The 26,221-nt window shown below is 39.0% G+C and carries 21 protein-coding genes and 3 pseudogenes; 13 read left to right on the top strand and 11 right to left on the bottom strand.

Annotated features, from left to right (window positions below):
• The first annotated feature begins 38 nt into the window (after nucleotides 1-38).
• The gene (locus ACE3JL_RS11270) at nucleotides 39-1,271 is read left to right on the top strand and encodes a hypothetical protein (RefSeq protein WP_271988685.1); all 1,233 of its coding nucleotides are present in this window, start codon (nucleotides 39-41) and stop codon (nucleotides 1,269-1,271) included.
• Between the two features lie 45 nt (nucleotides 1,272-1,316).
• Nucleotides 1,317-2,510 carry an FkbM family methyltransferase gene (locus tag ACE3JL_RS11265; RefSeq protein ID WP_271988686.1) on the top strand — a complete coding sequence of 398 codons (1,194 nt, stop codon included), beginning with the start codon at nucleotides 1,317-1,319 and terminating at the stop codon, nucleotides 2,508-2,510.
• A gap of 10 nt (nucleotides 2,511-2,520) precedes the next feature.
• Here ACE3JL_RS11265 and ACE3JL_RS11260 read toward each other — a convergent pair whose 3' ends face one another.
• The gene (locus ACE3JL_RS11260) at nucleotides 2,521-4,110 is read right to left on the bottom strand and encodes a glycosyltransferase (RefSeq protein ID WP_375329495.1); all 1,590 of its coding nucleotides are present in this window, start codon (nucleotides 4,108-4,110) and stop codon (nucleotides 2,521-2,523) included.
• 304 nt (nucleotides 4,111-4,414) lie between these two features.
• Complete coding sequence (locus tag ACE3JL_RS11255; protein ID WP_271988690.1) at nucleotides 4,415-5,533, bottom strand: peptidylprolyl isomerase; 1,119 nt, start codon at nucleotides 5,531-5,533, stop codon at nucleotides 4,415-4,417.
• A gap of 348 nt (nucleotides 5,534-5,881) precedes the next feature.
• Here ACE3JL_RS11255 and ACE3JL_RS11250 point away from each other — a divergent pair, with 348 nt between their 5' ends.
• Both ACE3JL_RS11250 and ACE3JL_RS11245 read left to right on the top strand, forming a co-directional pair.
• Nucleotides 5,882-6,151, top strand: coding sequence for a transposase family protein (locus tag ACE3JL_RS11250; RefSeq protein ID WP_375329494.1), 270 nt, complete (start codon nucleotides 5,882-5,884; stop codon nucleotides 6,149-6,151).
• 278 nt (nucleotides 6,152-6,429) lie between these two features.
• Nucleotides 6,430-7,678, top strand: a pseudogene (locus ACE3JL_RS11245) (ISNCY family transposase).
• Between the two features lie 322 nt (nucleotides 7,679-8,000).
• On the opposite strand, the pseudogene ACE3JL_RS11240 reads toward ACE3JL_RS11245, so the two are convergent.
• Nucleotides 8,001-8,555: pseudogene (locus tag ACE3JL_RS11240) on the bottom strand (transposase); the annotation flags it as partial.
• 152 nt (nucleotides 8,556-8,707) lie between these two features.
• Between ACE3JL_RS11240 and ACE3JL_RS11235 the strand changes: the two are divergent.
• Entirely contained in the window at nucleotides 8,708-9,895 is a 1,188-nt protein-coding gene (locus ACE3JL_RS11235) for a glycosyltransferase (RefSeq protein ID WP_375329493.1), read from the top strand.
• 477 nt (nucleotides 9,896-10,372) lie between these two features.
• A complete protein-coding gene (locus ACE3JL_RS11230) occupies nucleotides 10,373-10,639 on the top strand; it encodes a hypothetical protein (protein WP_375329492.1) in 267 nt (88 codons plus the stop codon).
• Nucleotides 10,640-10,643: 4 nt separating this feature from the next.
• Here the strand turns inward: ACE3JL_RS11230 and ACE3JL_RS11225 are convergent, their stop codons facing one another.
• From ACE3JL_RS11225 to ACE3JL_RS11215, 3 genes are all read right to left on the bottom strand, one after another.
• Complete coding sequence (locus ACE3JL_RS11225) at nucleotides 10,644-11,072, bottom strand: type II toxin-antitoxin system VapC family toxin (RefSeq protein WP_002788601.1); 429 nt, start codon at nucleotides 11,070-11,072, stop codon at nucleotides 10,644-10,646.
• A gap of 9 nt (nucleotides 11,073-11,081) precedes the next feature.
• The gene (locus ACE3JL_RS11220; RefSeq protein WP_002793069.1) at nucleotides 11,082-11,321 is read right to left on the bottom strand and encodes an antitoxin; all 240 of its coding nucleotides are present in this window, start codon (nucleotides 11,319-11,321) and stop codon (nucleotides 11,082-11,084) included.
• Nucleotides 11,322-12,083: 762 nt separating this feature from the next.
• The gene (locus ACE3JL_RS11215; RefSeq protein ID WP_375329491.1) at nucleotides 12,084-15,272 is read right to left on the bottom strand and encodes a hypothetical protein; all 3,189 of its coding nucleotides are present in this window, start codon (nucleotides 15,270-15,272) and stop codon (nucleotides 12,084-12,086) included.
• Between the two features lie 568 nt (nucleotides 15,273-15,840).
• On the opposite strand from ACE3JL_RS11215, the gene ACE3JL_RS11210 reads away from it, so the two are divergent.
• The 4 genes from ACE3JL_RS11210 (at nucleotide 15,841) to ACE3JL_RS11195 (ending at nucleotide 18,945) form a co-directional block, all read left to right on the top strand.
• Nucleotides 15,841-16,611, top strand: a complete 771-nt coding sequence (locus ACE3JL_RS11210; RefSeq protein ID WP_375329490.1) for a TauD/TfdA family dioxygenase — start codon at nucleotides 15,841-15,843, stop codon at nucleotides 16,609-16,611.
• 178 nt (nucleotides 16,612-16,789) lie between these two features.
• Nucleotides 16,790-17,263 (top strand): fatty acid desaturase, encoded by a 474-nt coding sequence (locus ACE3JL_RS11205; RefSeq protein ID WP_375329489.1) that lies wholly within the window; start codon nucleotides 16,790-16,792, stop codon nucleotides 17,261-17,263.
• Nucleotides 17,260-17,925 (top strand): hypothetical protein, encoded by a 666-nt coding sequence (locus ACE3JL_RS11200; RefSeq protein WP_375329488.1) that lies wholly within the window; start codon nucleotides 17,260-17,262, stop codon nucleotides 17,923-17,925. Before ACE3JL_RS11205 ends, ACE3JL_RS11200 begins: the two co-directional genes overlap by 4 nt.
• A 39-nt stretch (nucleotides 17,926-17,964) precedes the next feature.
• A complete protein-coding gene (locus ACE3JL_RS11195) occupies nucleotides 17,965-18,945 on the top strand; it encodes a quinone oxidoreductase (protein ID WP_375329487.1) in 981 nt (326 codons plus the stop codon).
• Nucleotides 18,946-19,099: 154 nt separating this feature from the next.
• On the opposite strand, the pseudogene ACE3JL_RS11190 reads toward ACE3JL_RS11195, so the two are convergent.
• The 4 genes and pseudogenes from ACE3JL_RS11190 to ACE3JL_RS11175 form a co-directional block, all read right to left on the bottom strand.
• A pseudogene (locus tag ACE3JL_RS11190) lies at nucleotides 19,100-19,489 on the bottom strand (reverse transcriptase N-terminal domain-containing protein); the annotation flags it as partial.
• A 218-nt stretch (nucleotides 19,490-19,707) separates the two neighbouring features.
• On the bottom strand, nucleotides 19,708-20,289 hold the full coding sequence (locus ACE3JL_RS11185) for a hypothetical protein (RefSeq protein WP_375329486.1): 582 nt from the start codon (nucleotides 20,287-20,289) through the stop codon (nucleotides 19,708-19,710).
• 209 nt (nucleotides 20,290-20,498) lie between these two features.
• A complete protein-coding gene (locus tag ACE3JL_RS11180) occupies nucleotides 20,499-21,380 on the bottom strand; it encodes a tetratricopeptide repeat protein (RefSeq protein WP_375329485.1) in 882 nt (293 codons plus the stop codon).
• 34 nt (nucleotides 21,381-21,414) lie between these two features.
• The gene (locus tag ACE3JL_RS11175) at nucleotides 21,415-21,561 is read right to left on the bottom strand and encodes a hypothetical protein (RefSeq protein ID WP_167341562.1); all 147 of its coding nucleotides are present in this window, start codon (nucleotides 21,559-21,561) and stop codon (nucleotides 21,415-21,417) included.
• Between ACE3JL_RS11175 and ACE3JL_RS11170 the strand changes: the two genes are divergently transcribed.
• Nucleotides 21,503-22,987, top strand: a complete 1,485-nt coding sequence (locus ACE3JL_RS11170) for an efflux RND transporter periplasmic adaptor subunit (RefSeq protein ID WP_375329484.1) — start codon at nucleotides 21,503-21,505, stop codon at nucleotides 22,985-22,987. The two genes, ACE3JL_RS11175 and ACE3JL_RS11170, sit on opposite strands and share 59 nt — an antisense overlap.
• A 210-nt stretch (nucleotides 22,988-23,197) precedes the next feature.
• Nucleotides 23,198-24,415, top strand: a complete 1,218-nt coding sequence (locus tag ACE3JL_RS11165) for an ABC transporter permease (RefSeq protein ID WP_375329483.1) — start codon at nucleotides 23,198-23,200, stop codon at nucleotides 24,413-24,415.
• A 61-nt stretch (nucleotides 24,416-24,476) separates the two neighbouring features.
• Here ACE3JL_RS11165 and ACE3JL_RS11160 read toward each other — a convergent pair whose 3' ends face one another.
• Nucleotides 24,477-24,908, bottom strand: a complete 432-nt coding sequence (locus tag ACE3JL_RS11160; RefSeq protein WP_271988925.1) for an NUDIX hydrolase — start codon at nucleotides 24,906-24,908, stop codon at nucleotides 24,477-24,479.
• 234 nt (nucleotides 24,909-25,142) lie between these two features.
• On the opposite strand from ACE3JL_RS11160, the gene ACE3JL_RS11155 reads away from it, so the two are divergent.
• The gene (locus ACE3JL_RS11155; RefSeq protein ID WP_375329482.1) at nucleotides 25,143-26,072 is read left to right on the top strand and encodes an NAD(P)H-dependent glycerol-3-phosphate dehydrogenase; all 930 of its coding nucleotides are present in this window, start codon (nucleotides 25,143-25,145) and stop codon (nucleotides 26,070-26,072) included.
• The last annotated feature ends 149 nt before the right edge of the window (nucleotides 26,073-26,221 follow it).

The raw sequence follows: 26,221 nt of genomic DNA, 5'->3' as shown, positions 1-26,221 counted from the left end.
ACTATCTTGATGTTTCTAGAAACTTGATATTTTTAACCATGACAGTCATCAATTTACAATCTTTCGAGAAAAAAGTTTTCTCCCAAAATGGAGAAGATGGTGTGATTGAGCAGATTTTCGCTCTCATGGGTTTTACCAATCGCTTTTATGTAGAAATTGGGGTAGAAGATGGCAGAGAGTGTAATACGCGTTATCTGCGAGAAATTTATAACTGTCATGGTATCCAGTTGGATAGGGATTATAGTAACCCAGAACTTCATCTCTATCAAGAGTTAATTACTGCCGAAAATATCAATCAAGTTTTTATCAAGTATCAGGTTCCCCACGAGTTCGATTTGCTTTCTATTGATGTGGACGGTAATGATTTTTATCTCTGGTTTAGTTTAGAAAAAATCTATCAACCGCGAGTGGTGGTAGTGGAATACAATTCTTCTCACTCACCCAAAGAAGATAAGGTTTCCCCCTACTCTACTCAGCGTTGTTGGGATGGAACAAATTATTTTGGAGCTAGTATTTTAGCTTGGAAAAATTTAGCAGATAAGAAAGGTTATTCCCTTATTTATGCCGATAGTCAAGGGATTAATTTATTTATGGTTAGAAATGATGTTTTAAGCGAAAAAAATCTCATTTTTTTAAATACAAATATTCCAGAGTTAATTTATGTGCCTCCTAATTATTATGGCTGCTTACCCTATAGAAATTTGGCAAAAGGTCATTCTCCCGATCCTTTGCAAAGAAAATATTTAAGTTCGCAAGAAATTTTACTAACAGGCAGATTTGCCGATATAATAGAGGGAATTTATCAAATAGTTGCCCAGTTAAATAAGCGGGTAAGTTTTGCTGGTTATTTAGCTAATTTCCTTCATCCTCAATTATTCCGACAAGGGTTTTATTTACCCGAAGAAAATTTTACTTGGTTAAAAGGTGATTATGCTTTTTTTACTATCGAGCTTGACTGTACCGTTCCCCTACTTATAGAATGGCAAATAGTGACAGTTTTTCTCTCGTCAGAAAACCCTACACTTAAGGTGGAGGTATGGGTAAATAAAAAATTAGTGGATATTTGGAACTTTGAATATAATCGTTTACAAAATAATCTTCGTAAGTTTATTTACTGCTCTAAAAATCTACTTAATGAAAACTCATCTCTAATAACTATTGAACTAAAAATAGAGGGTTCCACATCACCTAAAAATTTAGGACTAAGCGATGATGATAGAAACTTAAGCTTGGCTATTTCTCAGATAAATTTTCTTTCTAGTGATTATTAACTCAATCACCAAAAATCTTTCACTCATAAAAATTGATGACTAATTATGTTTATTCAACCAGAAACTTTTATCGAATTTTGTTATGAAACTTTTTTACAGAGAGCTGCGGATATAGAAGGTAAAAGATATTATCTGGAACAGATCAAATTAGGACGGTCTTTTCAGGAAGTTATCCAGTCTTTTTTACAGTCTTCTGAATTTCAGCAGCATCAGCAAAATAGCCAAAATAATCAAAATAATAATGAGCAGCAACGGAAATTTATTACTAATTTATACAAGTATCTACTAAAAAGAGATCCCGATAACTCAGAGTTAGAATATTGGCTGAATAACTCCCATACTTTGCCAGAAATGTTACATATTTTCGGAGAATCAGCAGAGTATAAACAGGCCAATAATTTTAGTCTGAAAAAGCCACCAGAATCCCTGTATGGAATTATGATCAAAAGTGATGAAATTGACGGTTATTTACTCTATCCCACTTTTGATAAAGTCCAACTTCAAGGAGCTTTACAGGGAAAAGCTTTTCAGCTGAATGATTTTTTAGTCTGTATGACCTTTCTGAAAAATCATAGTCTATTCCACCCCGATGAGTCTTGTTTTCTTGATTTGGGTGCTAATATTGGCTCCACATCCATTTATGCTTTAAAAGGTAATTACTTCCAATCCGCTGTCTCTATCGAAGCTTCGGGTTTAAATTATCAATTTCTGACTTTTAATACTCAGATTAACCAGTTAACTGAGCGATTACAAGCATTGAACTACGGATTAGCTAATTTTACTGGTACAGGAGAATTAGTTTGTAACCCTGATAATTGTGGCGACTTCCGTATTCAACCAGTCAATGTCACAGATAATTTATTTAATGAAGACAACTATAGTCGGGAATTAGCCGAGTTTATTACTCTAGATGAGTTAAAGAATCGAGGAATCTTAAATCCTCGAAAAATTGGTTTTGTTTGGATAGATTGTCAGGGTAGTGAAGGACTAATATTTCAAGGAGGACAAGAATTTTTTCAAGAAATATCTGTTCCTTTATATGTAGAATTTTGGCCCTACGGAATTAACCGACTAGCTGGAAAGAAAAGTTATTTAAGCTTTATCGAAACTTTTGCCTCTAGAGTATGGAGATTGCACGAGGGAACATTTATTGAAATAAGTTTAGATTTTCTTGATACATTTTATCAAGAAAATTTAAACACTGGGGAATATATTGATATTTTAGTTATTCCCAATTAAGCTTGCTAAACTAATAGCTCTTTTTTATAAAGTAAGCAAGTTTAGATTTTTTGATTACAATTTTAAGCAGTCTTTTAATAGCTGAATTTGCTGTAGATAAACTCTTAATTTTATCTTGCAGACTTTCAATATTTTCTGATAATTGTTTATTCTGATTCTTGAATTTTTCCAGAGAATATTCCATTTCTTGAAGAGAGATAGATGTAATTAAGTGTTCCAGAGATTGATTTTGTCTTTCCTCTTCTAATTTTCTCAATTCTAACCAAACCTGACCAGAAGGATTTTCTTGAACTTCGGTAATAGTTTTTAGGATAATTTGATAAATTTTTTCGGAATTTTGCTGCCAAGAAAATTGTTGATATCTCTCTAATCCTTTGTCTATTAGTTGCTGACGAATTTCAGGAATTTGTATTTTTTTGATAGCTTGTATCATCTCATCAGTACTGGTGCCGTTAATGTATAAAACTGCATCACCTCCTACTTCTGGAATTGCTGAATTAAAGCAAGTAATCACGGGACAACCACAGGCCATTGCTTCAATAATTGGCAGTCCAAATCCTTCATAAAGGGAAGGATAAACTAAGGCAATTGCACCCGAATAAGCGGTTTTTAAATCCTGATCATCTAATTTTAAGACATAGGTGGTAATATTTGGAGCTAATTTCGATAATTCTAGCTCTAACTCTAAATCACCACCGACACAAACCACAGCTAAATTATTATTTTCAGGTAAATTATTCCAAGCTTCAAAGAATAATTTGACATTTTTATAACCCTTGAGACTAATGCGGGAACCAACGATGAGAAAATATGGTTTTAAAATCTGATATTTTTGCTTAAAACTATCAATTTCTTTAGCTATACTTCGAGAAAATTCTCGGCTGACTCCATTATAAACAACATCAATTTTATCCTGGGTAATGTGGGGATAAAACTTAACTAAATCCTTGGCAGTATTAGCTGATATGGTAATATAACGAGACGCATAGAGAATACTATAGTGTTTTTCTTGCCATTCTGGTTGAGTTAAATCTGCTTGCAGGACTTCAGGTATCATATCATGAACCATCAGAACTGCGGGAGTGAATAAAGGCGTTGTATAATAGGTGGAAATAAATAAACTTGCTTGCAGCCGATCACAGATTGCTTGAATTTTTCTAGTATCCTCTCCACTATGATTATAATCGTAGGCTTCTAATAACCAATATTTTAAGTTTTTTAACCTCGGTGCGGTTTGATTTCTATCTAAAATAATAATATGTTGACTAAATTCTGAGTTACTCCATTTTTGTAGAATTGAATACCAAACTCTCGCTATTCCTCCTTGGTTAATTTGAAAAATAACGCCATCAATCACAATAATAGGTTTGCTTTGCTCGGACAAAGATTGAATTAGTTGTAAGTTTTCTCGCTGACATTCAGTTAATTTATTATTCTTTTGATTTTCTAATTTATCAGTTCTTTGACCAATAGTATAGAGATATTTTTCTTGAAACCTTTGAACATTTTCCTGCTCATTTTCTGAAGAATGACTATCGATCATATTAACTTGAACTCTCCCTTTTGATAAAAAACTTTTATTAATAAATCCTCTAGGCATCCCCGAATAAGCTCGGCTAAATTATCGGCAAAAACAGGGGTGAGAACTTTGATGTTATTAACCAATTTTTGATCGTGACTGCTGACTTCGACATAAGCAAATAGTGGACGATTTACCTCCTCTAAGTTGAAAAGGTCGTTAACAGAGTAACATCTACTAACTGCCTTGCTTTCACTAGCGGGAAATATTGACCCCGACAATTGCCACTTTTCGGGGGTATGGGGGGAAGTACCCACAATTTGAGCTACTTCCCCTATCTTGACTAATCTTTTGCCCTGACAAAACCTAGTTAAAAACCCCCACCTTAGCTAGGTTGCACGAGATTATTTAAGCCATAAACCACTTTAGCGGTGATAACCTTATCCTTATCGGTAAGTTCTTCTAACACCTCTTTTCCCTCGACTAAATAGCCAAAAACCGAATAACGACCATCCATAAGATTAAACCCCGGAGGAGTTAATTCATTATCGAATTTAAAGAAAAAGAATTGCGAGGAACCTCCGTTAGGATTAGTATCCGGACGCGCTAGGGCCAAGGCACCGAAAGCGTTAAAAGGCAAAGCGAGACTAGGTAAGTAAATCCCTAATTCTTCGAGAGTATTGCCATAAACTGGTTCTTCTTCCCCTTTAATCAAAATTTCTAAGGGAATAGAGCGATATTGCTTAGTTTTCGGGTCAATAAATCCCTCTTCTGCACCGACAGGATCTCCAGTTTGGACAACGAAATTATCTTCGCTGCGAATGAAGGGTAAACCGTCATAAAAACCCCGTTGGACTAAATCCACAAAGTTACCCCCATTAATCGGAGCGCTGTAACCATCCACAACGATAGTTAAATCTCCCTTGGTGGTCTGCATCTCTACGGTGGCACGTCCTCGCAATTGCGGCAAGTTAGCGTATTCTGGGGGAACGTTAAAGGGAAAACCCACCACCATTAATTCTTCTAAAGCGGTGATATTATTGAGCAATTCCCGTCTGGTTGACCAAACTGCCTCTTTATCCTTCGCTTCTACGGCCGTATCCAGGGATGCCACTCCCGTTTTCAGTTTTTCGATTAATTCCTCCCCTTGGCTTTTACTTGCTTCGGGAACACTATCTAAGATAGCCTTGCTTTTGGTAGAAAGGGCATAATTGGCATCCTTGACATCTTTTTTAATCGGACTCCAACGCTTGGCCCGCAGATGTTTGGCAATATCTTCGATCGATTGTTGCACTTGACGAATTGGTTTATTATCTATGGGTAAGGCATTGCGTAAAATAGCAGTGGGATCCGTTACCGCGTCACCCTGAGCAAGCACAGCTAAAGCAGGAGCAGTCCCCTTAACCGTAAACAGACTTAAGATTAAAAATAGTGCCAGGGCGATACTAGCACCGCTTTTTAAGAAAAATTTGCCCCATTCCCGTAATCTTGTCTTTATTTTCATATTTTGGTCGGTTCCTCAATGGCTATACCTATCCAAAATACTTGTAGGCTTTTAGGGGAACCCTTGTCAATAGCTGAGAAAACCGATCGAACTCATCAGTTATCAGTTATCAGTTATCAGTTATCAGATGTGATCCTAAATCTGGTTATTAAAAACTGATTATTTATTCCCCCTTTTGCCTCTTGCCTCTTGCCGTTCGGACTTCGGCGTGAGACTTCGGCGTGAGCTCAGTCGAACGCTGAGCTCACGCCCGAAGCCTTTTGCCCATGCTGATATGTAGCCTATACTAGACCTCCTGCAAAAATAGGAACTGATTATGTAAAATAAAGTAAAACACTCAGAAAAACAATGACTTACGAAAAAGTAAAAAATTTGAATCCAGAAGAGTTTAAACGCTTTTGTGGAGTATATCCTGAAACATTTAAGGATATGGTGAAAGTTCTGGCCGCTGAAAAAGTTCTGCAAAAAAAATCGGGAAGACCAAGTAAATTAAGTTTAGAAGACCAAATCTTGATGATCTTAGAGTATTTGCGGGAATATAGGACTTATTTCCATCTCGCAATTAACTGGGAGATTAATGAGACAACAGCCCTACGAATCCAGCAATTCTCATTTTGAAATAAATAGAGCATTAACCCCGATTTTGGCAGGGAAAATATAGTACGAAGCAACTATTTTCTAGAAGAGGCGAACAATAAAAAAAACAATTGGCTGGACAAATTAAGTATAAATACTCAAGCAATCAAAGAGGTTGGCTGAGAACGAACAGGGTTAAATCAGGAAGATAGTTCTGTTTTTAGAATAGAGAATTCAAGGGAAATAAAAATTTATAATTATTGTCAGCTAAGGTAAAATGGGTAAGATAGAAATCCACCAGCACGTCAAATTATTCCAAGATGGCTCAAAAAGCGGCAACCCTAGAAATTTCGGAATTAACGCAATTTTTACATCAAGAATTAGATGATTTACCCGATGAGAGGAAACCTGGAAATAATAGAAAATATGAGATAAAAGATGCCGTGATGGCTGCATTTTCAGTCTTTTTTACTCAGTCGCCGTCTTTTTTAGACCATCAACGTTTAATGAAAAGCAATAAGGGAAAAGATAATGCTGAAAGTTTATTTTCAATTAAAAAAATTCCTGGGGATAATCAAATAAGAAATTTGCTAGATCCAGTGCCAGCATCTAATATCTCTAGGACTTTTCAAAAAGTCTATGAATGGTTAAAAGAAAAGGGAGTTTTGAAAAAGTTTCTCTACTTAGATGGAGAAATATTAGTGGCGTTAGATGGCACAGAATATTTCTCATCCAAGAAAATTAATTGCCCTCATTGTAACTGTCGTAATCATCGAAATGGAACTACAACTTATTTTCATGGCTGTGTCACACCGATAGTAGTTTCTCCTAAGCAAAAACAAGTAATTAATTTAGAGCCAGAATTCATTAAAAAACAAGATGGACATCAAAAACAAGACTGTGAAAATGCGGCCGTTAAAAGATGGTTAAATAGGAATCATAAAAATAAGTATGGTTATCCTGTAACTCTTTTAGGAGACGACTTATATTCTCACGAACCTGTTTGTGAATTAGCGATAAAACAAGGTTATAATTTTATTTTTGTTTGTTTGGAAACGTCGCATAAAACTTTATATGAATGGCTAGAATTTTTAGAAAAAAGTGGCGAAGTTAGGACCGTTGAAAAGAAACAATGGGATGGACGAAAAAATCTAATTTATCGTTATCGTTATGCTTCTAGAGTTCCCTTAAGAGAGGGGGACTCAAGTCTCGAAGTTAATTGGTGTGAAGTGACTGTTATCAATGAAAAAACCCAGAAAACTATCTACCAAAATAATTGGATAACTAATCATAAAATCACGGAAAATAATGTCGAAGAAATTGTCAAAGCTGGACGTAGCAGATGGAAAGTTGAAAATGAAGGCAATAACGTTCTTAAAAATCACGGTTATAATTTAGAGCATAACTTTGGTCACGGTCAGAATCATTTGTGCGAGTTCTTATTGTCTTTGAATTTACTAGCTTTTTTATTTCATACCGTGTTGGATTTAGTTAATTACACCTATCAAAAGATTCGTGAGCTATTAGTAACTAGGACTTCTTTCTTTAATGATATTCGTACCCTATTAAAATTTATTTGGTTTAAGAATTGGTCGGAATTTTTCTCATTTATTCTAACCGAATATGTCCCATTTAAAAAAGTAAATTCTAGTTAAAAATGTCAGAACTCTTGAAGGAAAAAAAGAAAGTTGTTCATAAAAAAACTAAAAATTTTGTTAGAATTTCATCCAGATTTATGAGTTGAAATCGATTTTTCGTGGAGAAAGTTCTTAAAACCTGTCTATCTCCAGTGTTGGATGATAATTATCTGTCAAAAAATAATGCTTCTACACAAGTTCTTTATTTAAATAAGAGAATTTTATCTGATTTTTTTCAAAATGATAATTGCTGGATTTACCCATGAACTGTTGCCATATTCACAATCTAATACTACCAAGACTTTTTGTTCCATTTGTTGACATACTTCTTGGAGTTGCCCTTTGGCTTTGGATATCGGTGTTTCAAACGATGCGATTCTTTCATGCCTTAATGGTAATGCCCAACTTTTTTCTCCTTCGGGTAGCCAGACAATGGTGCTATAGCCTTGTCCTAATACTGTTACATTTTTTGATGCCGCGCTATGTTGATAGCCTCTATCTTTCATCGTTTTAGCATCCCTCAATTCCCATGCTGTATGATCGATTGCTAACAAGATATACTCTAGTTCTGGTATTTCCTGAACATATCTTTTCATTAGCTGATTGCGGTCGGGACGACAATCTTGCACCGCTTCGTATGTACTATGTCATTTTCTTCTAAAAAAGGGCGACAGTGAAAAATCTCCTATGCAATAGGCATTTCTGGTGGTCATGATGCTATCCATTAAGTCAAAGGTTGCATCTTTAGCATTACCTAACTTTTGGTATGTATCTTGGCGAAATCTGCTATATCTGTTATATTTGCTCATAGAGAGAAGATAAATTCACTTACATCTTTTATTTTCTCTCTATTTGGCTTCATTCTTGCCTTTTTTTTTGCTTTGGTTTTTCCTTTAGTCTAAACTACAGACTTACTCTTTTTAACCTGTTCCCTATTCTCTCATCGAAAGGCCACCAGCTTATGACATTTTTCTTATTATTAATTACTTCCCTATCGCTGATAATTTGGTTATATTTAATCTTAGCTAGGGGACAATTTTGGTTATCTAACCAAAAAATTAATCCTGTCACTTCTTCCTTAACAAATTATCCAAAAGTCTCGGCAATTATCCCGGCAAGAAACGAAGCCGACGTTTTACCTATCAGTTTAACTTCCCTCTTTAACCAAGATTATCAAGGCAAATTTTCGATTATTTTAATTGACGATCAAAGCAGTGATGACACGGGAAAAGTTGCCCAAGAAATTGCTAAACAATCTCATAAATCTGACCAGATAACTATTATTTCTGGACAAGCTTTAGAGATAGGATGGACAGGTAAATTATGGGCAATGAAACAGGGAATAACAGAGGCTACCGAGAAATTCGCCCCCGATTATTTTCTGTTTACCGATGCCGATATTGCTCATGCACCGGATAATTTAACGCAATTAGTTACTAAAGCAGTACAAGAAAAACAAGCTTTAGTTTCCCTGATGGTGTTGCTACGCTGTGACAGTTTTTGGGAAAAATTCCTCATTCCTGCCTTTGTTTTTTTCTTCGAGAAACTCTATCCTTTCCCCCTAGTTAATAACCCTAATTCCCCGATAGCTGCCGCCGCTGGGGGTTGCATTTTAATTCGCCGAGATATTCTAGAAAAAATTGGCGGTATTGAGATTCTTAAACAAGCTTTAATTGATGATTGTTCTTTGGCGATTGCGGTTAAAAAATATCTGCAAAATCATCCCGAAAATACTGAGAAATCCATCTGGTTAGGATTAACAAAAACCACCTATAGTCTCCGTCCCTATCCCGATTTAGCCAGCATTTGGAATATGGTAGCCCGGACCGCCTTCACGCAACTAAATTACTCAACACTTTGGTTAATCGGGACAATTTTCGGGATGTTTTTAACCTATTTAGCCGCCCCCTTGGGCTTAATCTGGGGATTGGTCTTAAAACAAACATCAATTATGATAATTAGCACCGTCACCTTATTACTAATCGCCCTTTCCTATAGCCCGACTTTAAGACTATATAAATTATCCCCCCTGCGGGCTTTAACTTTACCCCTAATTGCCCTCTTTTATAGTTTAATGACCGTCGATTCTGCCCTGCGTTATTGGCGCGGTCAAGGGGGAGGTTGGAAAGGGCGAGTTTATCCTAATTAGAGTTTGCTGAATAATGGTAAAACCCTTTTAAAATAGGGCTTTTGACCTGTTAAAATCTGATGTTAGTGCAAGAAAATAGTAACTGAAACAGTCCAGTAGGGTGCGCTCTTCGATAGCGTAACGCACCAAATAAATTAATGATAGATAAGAACTCTTGCAAATTAATTAGGTTCTTCGGTTTGTCTTATGCAATGGACGGGGTTATAAGGAATGAAACCCTTATAGAGACAGACATTAACGCAATTTTTGTCAATTGTTTGCGATCTGGAGCGAACTAATCAATTAAATCCCTTGCCAGATAAGGATTTAGTCGATTTATGCCCCCCTATCGAACCATACCAAGTCCCGAAGAGCCATTAATTATATGTCATAAAACATTTTACCATTTGGGGATGGGGGGGTGAGTGCGATTATCTGTAGTGCGATCATGGATTTTCAACTATAATCAAAGATATTGATTTATCCCATGAGGTAACAATGTTATCGATTAATCTAGATCGAGAAACCGAGAACTATCTAGCAGACATCATTTCCGAAGAGAATATTAGCTCAGAAGAACTTCTGAAAAAACTCATTTACGAACATTGGCAAAGCTTAAAACCGCGTAAAACTTTATTACAACGCCGGAGAGGTCATCCTCAGCATCTTTTAGAAAATGCTCCACCTAATTTGTCATTGCGAGAAAACCGCAAAAAAGTAGTTGCAGAATATATACAAAACCATTATCAGCAACATCATTTATGACAAATTATCCCCCAAAAATTATTACAGAATCAATCAACCAATTCTCTAACTTCAAAGCAGGCACACGCTCAAATTCACGAGTATTTGCGGTAACAAGAGTCAGATCAAGCGCTAGAGAATGAGCAGCAATCAGTAAATCATTTGGACCGATTGGGGTTCCTGCTTGCTCCAAATGTTTACGAATTAGGGCATAGTGCTTATCTACAGTTGATTCTAATGGCAAAACTGTCAAGAACTCCAGGATGCGTTCTAGTTGCTGCACCAGACGGGAGGAACCACTTTTAACCACTCCAAATCTTAATTCACACGCCACAATGATGCTCGTACAAACGCTTTCTTCGCCGACATCCACAATATGCTGAAAAACCTGACCTTGGGGATACCTGATCAAATGTGATAGGATGTTAGTATCAAGCAGATATTGATAGGTCATTGGGTGGTACTAAAATGTAATGTCATCAAGGGGAAGCAACCCTTCATCTATATCAGGAAAATTGTCTGTAATGTCTGGCAAAGTAGTCAGCAAAGAAATTAGAGAACCGGAAGAAATCGGCTCAATGATTAAGCGATGACCTTCTTTGCGTAACAAAACCTCTGTACTTGATAGGGCCAGTTCAGGAGGAATAGTTAATACTTGCTCTTGTCCACTTGTTAGTAAAGACACCTGACGTAAATTTTGCATCTGTTGACCCCTTTGTTAATGATCGCCTTACTATTTTAACTTATTTATCTAGTTATCTCGTTCCCAGGTAGAACCTGGGAACGCTTGATTCAGGTTCTACCTGATAACTGTTTACTGATAACTGTTTCCTAAAATTCCGGTTTTTCTAAATACGACTTTAAGGCAGAGCCTTAGATATTATGTTTCAAAGCTCTGCCTTGAAACAAGGGATAGGTATGGTGCGTTACTTGCAACAAGGAAATAATTCCTAATTTAAGGAAGTCCCAGACAATAAAACGCCCCCCAGTAACGATAGTCCTGAAAAGGCACTGCATCGGGAGCAAATTCGTCGAGCCACTTCCCTATTATGTATTTTGATAGTCTTTTGATAAAAACCACAGAGACACAGAGGACACAGAGTTTTTTTCTCCTCTCCAGAAAAGATTATCGTTATAAAGGCGAACTACTCCACAAAGATTCGCGTCAAGGAATACGGATAAACAAAAACCCATTCTTGTCAGTGTGATCGCCGATCTTGTAGAATAGGCAAAAGAGTCGCGTAGGGTGGGCAATGCCCACCGAAACAGTATCATATAGTGTTTCTCTTTGAGTTGAGCAACGAAATTTCTAAACAACAATCAATAATGCAGAATACAAATACTCTGAGGTAGGTTACGTCGAGGACAGGAAAAATATATTAAAATTGACAAATTCTAGCCCGTGATTAATCCACCCTACGATATATAAGATTTTCTCATCACCATAAGTATAAGAAAGCCACCCTTATAATCCTCCTCGTAAACGAATAAATATCGCTCTAACTACTTCGTCTCGACGCTCAATAAGAGATTTATTTTTATGTTTTTCCGATATATAGTAACTGAGATAGTCTTTGATATTCTTAAATGCTAACTTTAGATGCTCGTTATAATCTGTTTGACCAGCGACATCGACAACTTGATCAAAATGTTCAGGAACTTTACTAAAGACATCTTCTCCTCCTTCTGTTAAGATAGCCTCGACAACCTGAAAGTCTTCATCTTCTCCAAGAATACTCTTGCAAACTGCCATAAAAATTTTTGCCAAATCCATCCATTCACTAACACAATGGAAAAATATACCCCTCAATTTTGAAACGTTAAAGTTGTCTTCAATCTTAACATCATTTATTTTCAATTCGTCAAAATTGCGATTCATCTTTACAGGATCTGAAGTTTTACCCAGTTGAGAACCTCCTTGAGCAATTGCCCAACTACAGACAAAGTAATTAAAAGATTGTTTTAGATTTTCTTTAGCATCTTCTTCATTATTATTATAATTATCACAAAGTTTAAGCATCCCCAAGGCAAAAAAGTATAGAGATGAATGCTGACCAAACAAATCTATAGGTTTTTTGCTAGTCTGTTCTTCATCAACAAAGTTTGCTTTTATTAATTCAGAACCAATATCATAAATTTTAATTGTTCCCTCTTTTGATTTGTTTCCTCGATTGTCTTCTTTGACACCCCCTGAAGGAGAGTAATTTAAAAAGGGGGGACATTCAATTTCCAACAATTCATATTGCTCATACAACAAGTTATCTTTCTCATATTTCTGATCCGAAAAAAGATTGTCTGTATAATCTCGATAACATTCTTGACTTGCTTCTTGATAATTAAATAATCCATTATTGATTAGTTTTTTTGCCCACTTAATACAAGTGTCTTTTTCAAATCCTTCTGGTTCATTACCTATATAAGCTTGGATTAAGTAACACCAGCTTTGATATAAAGAGACTTGAGCGCATAAGTAAGAATCCCCTTCTCTAGGCGCATAATAAACTCTCGCTTTTCCAAACGATACAAGGGAGGGAAATAATTGATTAACTGACTCCCCTAAAAACACAGGAAAGAATAGAGACAGTCGGGCTTTTATTATATATATTTTTGTCCAATAATAGTATAAAGGTGAAAGATTTCCTTGAGCTATTTCACCAATCCTAAAAAATTCTAGCAATCTTTTCCGTAGTTGATCTTCAGCTTTTTCTATGTAATCGTTACATTCATCTATTAACTCTTGTTTCGGTCCTTTTCTTCCCTCAGATTTATTCTTGTCACGTAAAAAAGTATATTCAGCCTGACATAAATAATAACTAGCTTTAAGAAAATGACTGAAATTATCCTCATGACTTTTCAGTGTTTTTAATAAGTTTCCTGCTTGGTTAACCAAGCCTTCATCAAGATATGCTTCAATAATAAATAATTGAGCTTCGTAGGCAATTTTACTCCATTTAGATTTGTCTGTATAATCTTTAAGGATTGTTTCGTTTAGATGTTTCTCCATTACTAATAAAGAAAAAGGATAAGATATTAAATATTTCTTTCCTTGAATTAAATTCTCTTTTTCTTTAATACGGATTTTCAAATGATCAATATATTCCTCTGGAGGAATGCCTGTTTGTTCAATTAATTTTAGGCGTGTACGAAAGCCAGATATAGCTATAGATTCGATTAAATCAAATCCTAGATAGTCGCTCTGGATAATGTCTGAACCTTCAACATAAGAATCAAAATCATTCTTTTCTTCATTCTCAAGTAAGTATTTTAAATCCTCACTTTTGATCAATCTACCTCTTGATTTTGACCAAACAGATGCCAAACCATCACCACTAAATAATTTATCCTCAGTATATTTATCCTCAGTATAAACGTCTTGCATAACAGGAAAGTAAATATTTAAACAAGATATATCCCAAAGTAATCCCCGATTAAGTGCTTTGCGAACTAATGATAAAATACTTGAAATACCACTTACTTCTTCAACAAAATCGATATTTTCTTCTTTATTTTCTTTTTTTATTTTTAAACGGAAATGAATCGTGACTTGATAAGCATTATTCTTTTTGAATATCTCGAATGCTGCTTTAGTTGCTGTACTATCTGGGTCTTTTTTTAAGAGTTGTTCATTGATTAAATGATCATCCACAGATTCAAAAGGAAGAGGTCCGACTTTTTTGACTTCTAAGTACCTAAAAGCAATCGGAATTTGATCAGAAATTATTTTATTGTCAATGACAGTAGAGGTTAACTGCTTAATCCACTGATCAGGTAATTGATAGTTCCATTGTTTTTTATAAGCTTCATCAAACTGACTTAAATCTTGTCGTGATAATAGCTTTGGAAGATGATATCTAGCAATTTCTAAGCCAGATTGAACAGCAATAAGTGTAATTTCATTCTCAACTTTTTTTTGTATTTTTTCAACTACTTCATTATTTTTATTTAGCCAATCTTTTGAGAATTTGTTTTCAATTACCTCTTTGACTAAATTGTTCAGATATTTTCTTTTAATTGTCCAAAGAACGGAATCTTGATCTTTGGTTTCTTTGATTTTATCTATCTCGATATATTTATCTTCTAAACAATCTGATACTTGGTCAGAAGATATAGTATAATCATCAGACAAGTCGATCAAATTTTCTTCTATATAAGCCTGAAAATCAACTGGCAACCCCAAGTCTTTCTTCTGTTGACGTGACAGTTCACAATATTTGCGAATTGCCTTAATTTTATCTAATTTACTGAGAACTTTTGGAAGTGAGTCGCCTTCATTCTCAGCTTTATTACTATATTCTATGTATTTTTCTATTCCTTCAAGAATCTCGACTAAACGACTTAGCGTTAAGGGAGGAACATTTTCCTCTTTGTTCTCATTCAAGCCGTTTAATACTCTTTCAGTAAATTTCCTTCCCGCGTCATCTTTATATCCCCATTTTTTAGTAATATCTAGTGTTTTCAGACTTTCAATGTTTGGATTATCTGGACTAATTTTGATCCCCGCTAGTTTGAGAAGAAAAAAATAAACTCTTTCTTCTCGCTTAATATCTTCAGGATCTCTTTTTGCTGGTTTTGACATGACTTGCTGGAATTTAGCTTTGGTATCGGGGTTAGTAGTTCTTGGGATTAGGAGTCGAGTCGCATCCCATGTACACATAGTGGGACTTAGACAAAAGACCAATCGAGAAAAGCCTCAATCCCAATCCCTGCTTGGGATTTACTTCGAGAAACTGTCAAGAAAGATATGATAAATCAAGGTTAACCCTTTGTCCCGTAATGGTTTGAGCTTTTTTGACTGACAGAAAATGCCTAAGTCCCCTTTTTTTTGGCACCTGTTACCCAGTATAGCATGATCATGTCCTTATGGACAATAAAAACGCTTAGTCAGGGTAAATAGTGGACAATAACGTCCAAGAACTGTCCCAAAAGTCCTGGCTTAAAGCATAATATCTCTTGTCCTGAAAGGATTTTGCTTTCCCTGACTGAAAGGATTTTGCTTTCCCTGACTGAAAGAATTTTGCTTTCCCTGAAAGGATTTTGGGGTTTTTTGGTCCGCGGACAATTTTTCGGAACATTCTGGACAGTAAATTTTGAGGCAAAAAAAAATGTGGATATGGATGTCCACATTATTGATTTTATGTTATTGTTGAAAGCAGACACGGGACTGGTCTGGAAAACTCGAACCCGTGTTTCTTTTCTTCCCCTGTCACACAGGGTTTATACCTATGACAATAGCACATTCTCTCATGGATGCGAAGGCTCCTGATGTTCAGGATCAGATATGTAAAGAGATAAATGAGAAGGGGTACTGCCTTCGCCGACTGCCTCCTGAATTTGATAAAGAGGATATCGGAAATCTCTTAGCGACAGTTAATTTAGGCAAACTGGTTCGTCATCCGCTTTCTGATGACTCTGGTGCCGTGGCAATTCAATTCAAGCCCGGAGTCAACTACATCAATACAACCTATCTCGCCAGCGGGATGCATACCGACGGCTCGTTCTCTAGTCAGAAAATTGGTATCGTCGTCATGTACTGTCAGCAATCGATCAAAGGACAGGGAACCACTAAATTGCTTGAGTTTCGTAAGGCACTTCAGCACCTGAAGCAAGTGAACCCAGAAGATGTGAACTATCTATACGACCCCACTACGCTTGGGGTTTACAGAAAGGGACAGCGTGCTTGTGGTCCGATTCTCTCTCAAAATGCTGATGGGCGTTTACAAGTCAGATATCGTGGGGACACTGGCGATGATACAGCCCAGATCGATGTCCATCCCAAAGCTCGACGGATTGTTAATCAACTTCGAGAGTTCGTCGAGGACGAAGCAAATCAGATCCTTTTTAGCCTAGAACCGGGATCCCTGTTGCTACTGGATAATACCGCCCTACTGCACGGCCGTACAGCTTTCGATCCGACTAAGCCGAGAGTGTTACATCGCTGGTGGTTCGATGGATGCGCTCCTGGTCTTCAGTTGGGGTTTAAGTTGACCCCCTAAATATTTTCTAAGTAAGCTAAACGGCGCTTAACCTGCATGATCCAATAGCTATAAACCTTTTGGACTCTATATCGGTGATCCGAAGTAAAAGCCGTTTAGCTTACCCCTCCGACACACCCTGTCGGAGGTTGCCCCTACTTTGACAACAAAGCTCGAAAACCCTTACCTCATCTACACAATGAACCAACAAAATCCCAGAGAAAAGATGAGTAGCTGCCCTCGATGGTGCCAACCTTTTCTCACTGTAGCGACAGGCAAACCCCTAAAGGGTGAAACCCCATCGCGCTTAACCCCAATGTACCATCTTGCTACTGCCACACTCTCTCTATTAAGCGGAGTAATTCTCAATATTTTGTTCTTACATCACGGTTTCCTTATTTGTTTGCCTCTTGGATGGCTATTTACTGTATCCGGTGCAAGGAAACTGCAAGTCCAGATAGTACATCAGTGCGCACACGAACAGTTTTTAGGGCGAGAAAAATTTGATCAATGGTTAGGAGAAACCCTTTCAATTTTTCTCATGATTGGTAATTTTCCTACCTACTGTCAAACACACAAAAAAGATCATCACGGACTCAAAAACTTGATGACTCCAACAGATCCAACTTTTCACTTTTTGCAAACTCTTGGATTATTGAATATTAAACCATGAAACACAAACTCTGGCGCAAATTAGGCATAAGCCTAGTCTCCCCGCGTTTTCACGGGCAAATACTCTACAAACGTCTCGCCTCCAGCTTATGTTCTCCTTACCTGTTTTATAACCTCAAATCTTGGTTTTTCCTATCAACGATGCTGGGGGTAGTAGCCTTAACCAATGCTTGGGTGACTTTCCTCTTAGTGTGGGTAGTTCCGCTAACCATTCTCTATCAAATTAGCGCGACTTTAAGGCTTTGTGCAGAGCATATTTTTCCCGAACACCAAACCCTGTCGCCAACAAGAAACAAATCAGATTATGCTCGGTTGACTACGGGAATTTTTCTCGGAGAAAGCCCTCCTGAAGTTGAGGGCAAATCTGTAGAAAGCTTTTCTAAATGGTCGTGGTGGTGGCTGAAAATGATTTTCTTTCACTTCCTGTTTTGTCGGGTTTTCGTGATGGTCGGAGACACACCTGTGCATGATTTTCACCATCGCTATCCCACCTCAAAAGATTGGCCAAACGCTATTTTCGCTCGACAGCAAGACCTAGAGCAAGGCTGTCCGGGCTGGAAAGAGGATTACCGAGAAGTCTGGGGGTTATTTCAGGCAATTGATCTAACTTTCGCTTCTCTAATTCGCTTTAAAAAAGCTAACTCGCTCATCAAAAACTCTTGATCATCTTTGTATCCCTTTCGCTTTTTAGGAGCTATAATCATGAAAGCCATTCGCGTTCATCGTCCCGGTAGTCCAGAAGTTCTACAACTAGAAGAAATACCGATTCCTCCTTTACAAGATTCGGAACTTCTCATCGAAAACAAAGCTTCTGGTATTAATGGGAAAGATCTACTGTTTCGGGATGGTTCTTATCGAACGAATTTTCCCTACACTCCAGGAATAGAGGGAGCAGGAATTGTCAGCAAAAAAGGGAAGAAGGTTACTAATTTTGAGGTAGGCGATCGTGTCGCCTATTGTCACACTGGAACCGGAAGCTATGCTGAGTTTACTGCTGTCTCCGCAAGTCGGGCAATTCGCTTACCAGAATCTATCGATTTTTCTACAGGTTGTGCTTGTTTGGTACAAGGATTAGCCGCTCATTATCTAACTCATAGTACCTTTGCTATCGGGGAAAATGATAAGATTTTAGTCCACGCAGCAGCGGGAGGAGTTGGGTTACTAATAGTGCAACTTGCGAAATTGAAAGGAGCCAAAGTAATTGGCACAGTTTCTACCTTAGAAAAAGCCCAAATTGCCCAATCTGTGGGGATCGATCATACGATTCTCTATTCAAGCGAGGACTTTGAAACCGAAACGATGAAGCTGACCGATGGAGCGGGAGTCGATGTGGTGTATGATTCAGTTGGAGCCGCTACTTTCAAGAAGAGTCTAAAGATTCTCAAATCGCGGGGATTGCTAGTTGCGTTCGGTCAATCTAGTGGCTTTATTCCGCCTTTTGATGTTAATCTCTTAGCCAACTCATCCAGTGATCGGGGTTCATTTTTTCTGACTCGTCCTACCACAGCACATTATCTGAAAGGTCAGGAATTTACGGAAAGACTTCTCGATATTTTTGAGTACATTGCTCAAAAAAAGTTGTCTGTTTTGATTGGTCAAAAGTATTCGCTCAATCACAGCTTAGAAGCTCATATTGCTCTAGCTAATCGCCAGACAATAGGCAAGTCTATCATTGTTCTTTGATTTTTCAAGCAATCACTTTACCATCTCTGGATAAATCACTGATTAATTTCTCCATTAATCAGTGATTAGTGAGTCCTTAGGGTGGGCAATGCTACTTTTAAGTTTGTGAGATGAATTGGTGGGCAATGCCCACCCTACTTTTAAGTTTGTGAGTTTTTGACTCCCATTCTGGTTCGAGTGCCGATTTAATCAATGCTTGTCTAGCTCTGTCTTTTATGGTGGGTATTCCTAATGGGCGTTTTTCATCCCTACCGGGTTTAGGAATCCATACCCTTCTTAGCGGTTTTGCTTTGAGTTTTCCCTTGATCTCTTCAGTTAGATTTAGCTTTTGTTCTGGGGATACTGCTATCACTCCATCGACTCCTGCTGTCTTCTTTCCTTGATTATCTTGAGTCACTTTGCGAACTGCTAATAGACGAGCGTAGTATGATTTCACTAATAGACGTTGCAACCTTCTAACCTTTGCATCCTATCCCGATTTAGCCGCTTGGAATATTCTCTTTTGGAGATTAAAGACGTATCTTTGGACTTTCGCCCAATTGATAGCCTTCCATACATTCGTAGTCTTAGTGGTTTATCTCGTTCCCAGGTAGAACCTGGGAACGCTTGATTCAGGTTCTACCTGATAACTGTTTACTGATAACTGTTTACTGAAATTCCGGTTTTTCTAAATACTACTTTAAGGCAGAGCCTTAGATATTATGTTTCAAAGCTCTGCCTTGAAACAAGGGAACCTCACCAACAAACTTTTTGCCGCAAACCCTAAATAAATTTTCCCAATTCATCAAGCAAATCCATTAATTCCCCCAGTAAAACAGGCTCACCTGTCCTATTCTCGAACACCCACACAGGCTGATTATTTGCTCCCTTGTGACTAATTTGCGCTATTTTAAGCTGAAACTTATCTCCCCGGGACTCTTTCTGACGCTGTTCTCTAACTCCCTTGAAGCTTGCCTTCGATAAATCAGGAGTTATAGAGCCTTCTAGTTGAGACTTGCTTTCCTTTTCTCCTCCTAACTGACGTTCAATCTCCAACTCCCTTGCTAAAATCTTTTTCAACGCCTCATTTCTCAACTCAGAAGGCATTTGGCCATTCTCCAGTTTTAAGCGTAACTCTCCCCCCCGCAAACCAAACTTAACCCGTCCAAAAGAAAAATCAAGCCACTGCTGATTAAAATTAAGCCGCACCGATAGGGAAAACGCCTTTGGTTCAGACTTTTTGAAAAGGGAAACAACACCCTTAGACTCAGACGTAACCAGTTCTCCCGACATCTCCAAGTGCAGACATTCGGGACACTTATTATCATGTTCTGTTACCGCAATTGCCCTTGATTGCTTTGCCATCATCCTAGGCCTTTCAAACCCTTAACTGTAATAATTGTACTGTATGTGGGGTTTGCGGCAAAAAGTTTGTTGTTTTGCTAATAAAGTCCCAAAACCATTTTTTAGCAAAGCTGCTACCGATATTCAGCCAGTCCTAATTAGTTAGAGCAAGCCTCAAGAATTCCTAGCCAATTAACTAAGGGATTATCTTAGTGCTTGCTGCTATCAGCTTAATTTTCTTCCTCCGCTTCTGGGATTGGTTGTGGTAAACGAGCGATAAAATCTTTCATTTTGGGATGATTAAACATTTTCTCCGTGTCTTGTAAGAGACGTTGACCCCAGAGATTTTCCTCTAAAAATTCCAGACTGACATAACGACTATCGCTAGTGAGAGCGGCCTGAGCTAATTTGATGCCCTCCTCAGTTTTTCCTTGACTATAAATAGCCACCGCAATAGCTAACTGAGGTTCCGGCTGTTTAGGATCAATTTTCAAAGCGGCCCGCCAATCTTTAAGAGCCGCTTCCTTGTCACCCTGTTCGTATTTAACTAAACCAATATTATTAATAGCCGGCCAAAAATTTTTATCTTGACTAACAGCTTTTTCGTAAGCTGCGATCGCATCAGGATATTGCGCTAACTTGAGATAGGAATTACCGAGATCAAAAAGAGCGGGGGAGACATCGGGTTTCATTTGCAAACCCGCTTCAATCTGGGCAATAGCAGACTGGTAATCTTGATTCTGAAAATAGGCACTACCGAGGGAAAATTTAATATTAGCGTGGGCATCGGCGGGAGCAAGGGACAAAGATTGATTTAATGCCTCGATACCGGGTTGTACCTGATCGTCTTGCAGATATAAACTACCGAGAATAAACCAAGTTTGATAGAGATGGGGGGCCAACTGCACCGCTAACCTAGCGCGGGAAAGGGCCGCATCGGTACGGCGAAAACGAGCTAATTGGATAGCATCCTCAGCCATTTCAATTCCCGCTTGTTCCATCTGTTCTAACTCCGGTTCGATGGCGTAGGGGAGTAGAGCTTGGGAAAAAGCTGGCGGGTTGCCAGCGACGAAAAAAATGAGCAAAGAAATGATTAATCGAAGTTTTGGCACAGTTTACCCCCGCGATAGGCCTTTTTTAATCAGTCTATCTCGCTTGGGGGTTGTTGGCTAAAGAAACAACAAAGGCAACTCTAGAGACGTTAGTATATAACCAATTAACTTTTGGCTGATCGATGGCAATAACCGTGTTGGGAAAATCAAATCGCCCCCTATTTTGGATATTCGGACTCATGGCTAGTGGTTTTCTGGTGGTGGGAGTGGTTTCTTATCGCTTACTGCAAACCCCTCCTCCTGCCCTAGAATTGGCGAAAATGACCGTTCCTGCTCGACGGGAAACTCTCGCTGTGGAAATTAAAGCTAGTGGTAGGGTGGAACCAATCCAAAGTGTCAACATTAGCCCGAAAAACCCCGGCCGATTAGTGCGATTATTGGTGGATCAAGGCATGGTCGTTAAAAAGGGACAAACCCTCGCCGTCATGGATAATTTAGAGGTGTATGCCCAGGGGATGCAGTCAGAAGCGCGTCTGCGGGAAGCTCTAGCCAGTCTGGAACAGGCTAAACGCAGTATTCCCGAAGATATCCGCCAATTACAGGCCAGATTTTATCAGGCCCAGGCCAGTTATAAGCAATTAGAAGCCCGTTTAGCTCAGGCCAAAGAAAGAATTCCCAAAGATTTAGACCAGCTGCAAGCTCAGGTACAAGCGGCCCAATCCCGGTTTCGACTAGCAGAAAATCGGGTTAAACGCAATGAAAATTTAGTCCGGGAAGGGGCGATCGCTCAAGACCAATTTGATGCCGTCCTTAATGAATATCTCAACGCTAAAGCCAATTTAGACGAATCGATCCGCCGTTTGGAACAAGCGGATAAAACCGCTTCCCCAGAAGTAGCCGGAATTGAGCAGGAAATGATTCGAGCAGCAGCAGCGATCGCAGAAGCGAAATTTGCCCTCGAACAACGCCAAAAAACCCAAGAAACCGAGCTTGCTCGACTAGAATCATCCGTAGCGGCTGCTAGGGCCAGTTTAGAGCAAATTAAGATTCAATACCGCGATACGGTCATTACTGCTCCCTTTGATGGCATCATCACCCAAAAATACGCCACCGAGGGTTCTTTTGTCACTCCCACCACTTCGGCCTCTAGTACCGCTTCCGCCACTTCCACCTCAATTATCGCCCTAGCATCGGGATTAGAAGTAATTGCGAAAGTGCCGGAAGTAGATGTGGGTTTATTACAGCGCGGCCAACCCGTGCGAATTGTCGCCGATGCTTTTCCTGAAGAAGTCTTTGAAGGTCGAGTTATTCTCGTGGCTCCCGAAGCAATTATCGAGGAGAATGTTACTTCTTTTGAGGTCAGAATCGGTTTGGTGACGGGACGGGACAAACTTAAATCAAAAATGAATGTGGATGTAACTTTTGTCGGCCAGCAGTTAGATAATGCCCTGGTCGTGCCGACTGTTGCCATTGTCACCCGGGAAGGCAAGTCAGGGGTTTTAGTTCCTGATGCCGAAAATAAACCCAGTTTTAAACCCGTTTCGATCGGTTTGGTCTTAGACGATAAAACCCAAATTTTATCAGGGTTGGAAGCTGGAGAAAAGGTCTTTATCGATCTCCCCCAAGGAGCCGAAGATACCTCGAAAACTAATCAAAAATCTCAATAATTTTTCTTAACAAATATCTCCAAATTGTCTTTTTTATGATCGGGCAGGATTCGGGAAATGGGGGAATGGGGGAATGGGGGAATGGGGGAATGGGGAAATGGCGGAATTCAACTAATACCCCAAAACCCCAAAACCCTACAACTATCTAACCGATAACTGATAACTGATAACTGATAACTGATAACTGATAACTGATAACTGATAACTGATATGTTTATCATCGAAAGCTTAAAAATGGCCGTCGCCACCCTAGGGGCCAATAAAGTGCGTAGCGGCCTGACAATGTTAGGAATTATCATCGGTAACGCTTCGGTGGTGGCTATGATTGGTATTGGCCAAGGGGCGCAAACCTTAGCCAATGACCAGTTTGCTAACTTGGGACCCAATACTCTTTTTGTGGTGCCGGGATCGCGACAAGCACGCAATACCACCGTTAATTTACCGAAAACCTTGGTTTTAGCCGATGCTCAGGCGATCGCCGAACAGGTTCCCACCGTTGCTGAAGTCGCTCCAGAAATAAACGCTCGTTTCCTGATTTCCTATCGTAATCGCAATATGACGGCTCTAGTCACGGGAAGCACCCCAGAATACGCTTCTGTTCGCAATTTTACCCTAGAAAAAGGTCGTTTTATCAATAATATCGATCTAGTCCGCAACAAACGGGTAACGGTAATCGGCCGTGAAGTGGCATCGCAACTTTTCCCCACCCAAAATCCCCTCGGTCAACAGCTGCGGATCAAAAATCTCAGTTTTGAGGTGATCGGGATTTTAGAGGCGAAAGGCTCCTTTTTTGGCAATAATCAGGATGAAATGTTGATTATTCCCCTTAGCACCATGAACTCGCAGCTGGTGGGTAAAACCGGACCCTACGGTGTCGAGTTGAGTTGGATTAGTCTCAGCGCGCGATCGGGGGAGGAAATCCGCGCCGCTAAGTTCCAAATCGAGAATCTTCTACGTTTACGCCATAAAATCATCGCTGAGGATGATTTTCGCGTCGAAACTGCTAAACAAATGATCGAGATCTTCGGCACGATTACTCAGGGTTTAACCCTACTTTTGGCTCTAATCGCCGGTATTTCCCTAATTGTCGGTGGTATCGGGGTGATGAACATTATGCTCGTTTCGGTTTCGGAAAGAACCGGGGAAATCGGACTAAGAAAAGCGATCGGAGCCAGAGAACAGGATATTCTCTTACAATTCCTGATTGAATCAACTCTCGTTTCCATCGCTGGCGGTGCGCTTGGTATTCTCTTCGGTGCGGGAGCGATCGTTCTTGTCTCCAGTTTCTCCCCCCTGGCTGCCACTGTTTCCGCCACCGCCGTCGCCCTGTCTTTGAGCGTTTCCACGGGTATTGGTCTCTTTTTTGGCGTTTTTCCCGCCTATCGTGCCTCTAAATTGGAGCCGATTGTCGCCCTCAGAAGTGTATAATTTTTTAACGGTTTTTCGGGGAGGTTTTGGGCAAGGATTGCTTTTATAGCTAGGTTGGGGTCTAATGTGTGGGACGGATTTGATAATCCCGATAACGACGATAATCATTGAGGATGCGATCGTGATCAAAGCATAAAGCTTGGGGGAATTCCCAGAGATGAAAAATCCCCACTTTTTTGGCATCATCGGCAGCGATCGGTTTTCCTTTTGCCGTGGCGATAAAAACAATACTAATGGTGTGTTGACGCGAATCGCGGTTAGGATCGGAATAGACGTGAAATTGCTCGATTAACTGCACATCTAAACTGATTTCCTCGTAAGCTTCCCGAATGGCCGCCGTTTCCACCGATTCACCGTAGTCCACGAATCCCCCCGGAATTGCCCAGCCAAAAGGCGGATTTTTTCTCTCAATTAGTACGATCGGACGGTGGGGCGAGTCGATCAGTTCGATGATAATATCAACAGTGGGGGCAGGATTGCGATAGTTTGTCATTTTTTTCAGTTATCAGTGAACAGTTAAGTAAGTAGTTATAATTAAATTGAAGATAGATTTTGTCTCTGATCCCCCCCTAGTCCCCCCTTGATAAGGGGGGTGTCTGACAACTTTTAACACCTACCTACTTATCAGTAATCGGTCAATAATTTCATTTAACACTCATAACCTTAAAATCGAATCTTTTCTAACCAGTCACTGATCAGGGATCACTAATAAGGAGGAGAATAAAAGTTGTTAGAAAATACCAAGAAAATTACGGTGATAGGTGGGGGAATTTGGGGACAAACTCTCGCTAATTTGGCTAGACGTAATCACTTAAGTGTTAGGGTTTGGTCGCGTCATAGTGGGGAAGATTTGGGAGCTATTATAGCAGATACTGACGTAATTATTTCAGCAGTTTCGATTAAAGGAGTTACTCCAACGATCAAAAAATTACAGCAGTTACCATTAAATTCTCGCACAATTATCGTCACCGCTACTAAAGGATTAGATCCGATCACCACTCGTACCCCTTTTCATCTGTGGAATCAAGCTTTTTCTGCTCATCCCCTTGTGGTTCTTTCTGGTCCCAATTTAGCTAAAGAAATTAATCAAGGTTTACCCGCTGCGACGGTGGTAGCAAGTTATCAGCAAAAAGCGGCAATATTGTTACAAAAATTATTATCTGGGGAGTCTTTTCGGGTTTATCTGAATAGCGATCCCTTGGGAACAGAGTTAGGTGGCACTTTAAAAAATGTCATGGCGATCGCTTCTGGGGTTTGTGATGGTTTACAGTTAGGTACTAATGCTAAATCTGCCCTATTAACTCGCGCTCTACCGGAAATAGTTCGGGTGGGAACTTGTCTAGGAGGTTGTCAAGAAACTTTCTTCGGTTTATCGGGTTTAGGGGATTTATTAGCTACCTGTAATAGTCCTTTATCTCGCAATTATCAAGTGGGTTATCAATTAGCTTTAGGTTTATCTTTGCCAGAAATTTTAGCGAAGTTAGAGGGAACTGCCGAGGGAATAAATACCACAGAAGTTTTGATGAGAATTGCCCAAGAAAAAAATTTATATGTACCGATTACCTACCAAGTTGATCGTCTTTTGCGCGGGGAAATCTCTCCCAAAGTTGCCGTTTATGAATTGATGCGTCGAGATTTAAAAGCGGAATTTGATTAAGAGACAAGAAAATTTTTAGGTTCTCTGGAAAAGAGTCCTACTAAATCCGTTGATTATAGGCTACTTATAAGGACAACCGAAGGGCAAAAGGGGGAATAAATAATCAGTCCTTAATAATCAGATTTAGTATGACATTCATCCCTTGATTC

The organism is Microcystis sp. BLCC-F210 (assembly GCF_042134685.1).
In the GTDB taxonomy this organism is placed as follows: domain Bacteria; phylum Cyanobacteriota; class Cyanobacteriia; order Cyanobacteriales; family Microcystaceae; genus Microcystis; species Microcystis aeruginosa_D.
Note: the sequence above shows the minus strand (reverse complement) of the source record. Positions and strands in the feature narration are given on the sequence as shown.

What these genes read in the sequence shown, in the direction of transcription:
- ACE3JL_RS11270 (WP_271988685.1), top strand. Translation starts at nt 39, where the DNA reads ATGACAGTCATCAATTTACAATCTTTCGAGAAAAAAGTTTTCTCCCAA.
- ACE3JL_RS11265 (WP_271988686.1), top strand. Translation starts at nt 1,317, where the DNA reads ATGTTTATTCAACCAGAAACTTTTATCGAATTTTGTTATGAAACTTTT.
- ACE3JL_RS11260 (WP_375329495.1), bottom strand. Translation starts at nt 4,110, where the DNA reads ATGCCTAGAGGATTTATTAATAAAAGTTTTTTATCAAAAGGGAGAGTT.
- ACE3JL_RS11255 (WP_271988690.1), bottom strand. Translation starts at nt 5,533, where the DNA reads ATGAAAATAAAGACAAGATTACGGGAATGGGGCAAATTTTTCTTAAAA.
- ACE3JL_RS11250 (WP_375329494.1), top strand. Translation starts at nt 5,882, where the DNA reads ATGACTTACGAAAAAGTAAAAAATTTGAATCCAGAAGAGTTTAAACGC.
- ACE3JL_RS11235 (WP_375329493.1), top strand. Translation starts at nt 8,708, where the DNA reads ATGACATTTTTCTTATTATTAATTACTTCCCTATCGCTGATAATTTGG.
- ACE3JL_RS11230 (WP_375329492.1), top strand. Translation starts at nt 10,373, where the DNA reads ATGTTATCGATTAATCTAGATCGAGAAACCGAGAACTATCTAGCAGAC.
- ACE3JL_RS11225 (WP_002788601.1), bottom strand. Translation starts at nt 11,072, where the DNA reads ATGACCTATCAATATCTGCTTGATACTAACATCCTATCACATTTGATC.
- ACE3JL_RS11220 (WP_002793069.1), bottom strand. Translation starts at nt 11,321, where the DNA reads ATGCAAAATTTACGTCAGGTGTCTTTACTAACAAGTGGACAAGAGCAA.
- ACE3JL_RS11215 (WP_375329491.1), bottom strand. Translation starts at nt 15,272, where the DNA reads ATGTGTACATGGGATGCGACTCGACTCCTAATCCCAAGAACTACTAAC.
- ACE3JL_RS11210 (WP_375329490.1), top strand. Translation starts at nt 15,841, where the DNA reads ATGACAATAGCACATTCTCTCATGGATGCGAAGGCTCCTGATGTTCAG.
- ACE3JL_RS11205 (WP_375329489.1), top strand. Translation starts at nt 16,790, where the DNA reads ATGAACCAACAAAATCCCAGAGAAAAGATGAGTAGCTGCCCTCGATGG.
- ACE3JL_RS11200 (WP_375329488.1), top strand. Translation starts at nt 17,260, where the DNA reads ATGAAACACAAACTCTGGCGCAAATTAGGCATAAGCCTAGTCTCCCCG.
- ACE3JL_RS11195 (WP_375329487.1), top strand. Translation starts at nt 17,965, where the DNA reads ATGAAAGCCATTCGCGTTCATCGTCCCGGTAGTCCAGAAGTTCTACAA.
- ACE3JL_RS11185 (WP_375329486.1), bottom strand. Translation starts at nt 20,289, where the DNA reads ATGGCAAAGCAATCAAGGGCAATTGCGGTAACAGAACATGATAATAAG.
- ACE3JL_RS11170 (WP_375329484.1), top strand. Translation starts at nt 21,503, where the DNA reads ATGGCAATAACCGTGTTGGGAAAATCAAATCGCCCCCTATTTTGGATA.
- ACE3JL_RS11175 (WP_167341562.1), bottom strand. Translation starts at nt 21,561, where the DNA reads ATGAGTCCGAATATCCAAAATAGGGGGCGATTTGATTTTCCCAACACG.
- ACE3JL_RS11165 (WP_375329483.1), top strand. Translation starts at nt 23,198, where the DNA reads ATGTTTATCATCGAAAGCTTAAAAATGGCCGTCGCCACCCTAGGGGCC.
- ACE3JL_RS11160 (WP_271988925.1), bottom strand. Translation starts at nt 24,908, where the DNA reads ATGACAAACTATCGCAATCCTGCCCCCACTGTTGATATTATCATCGAA.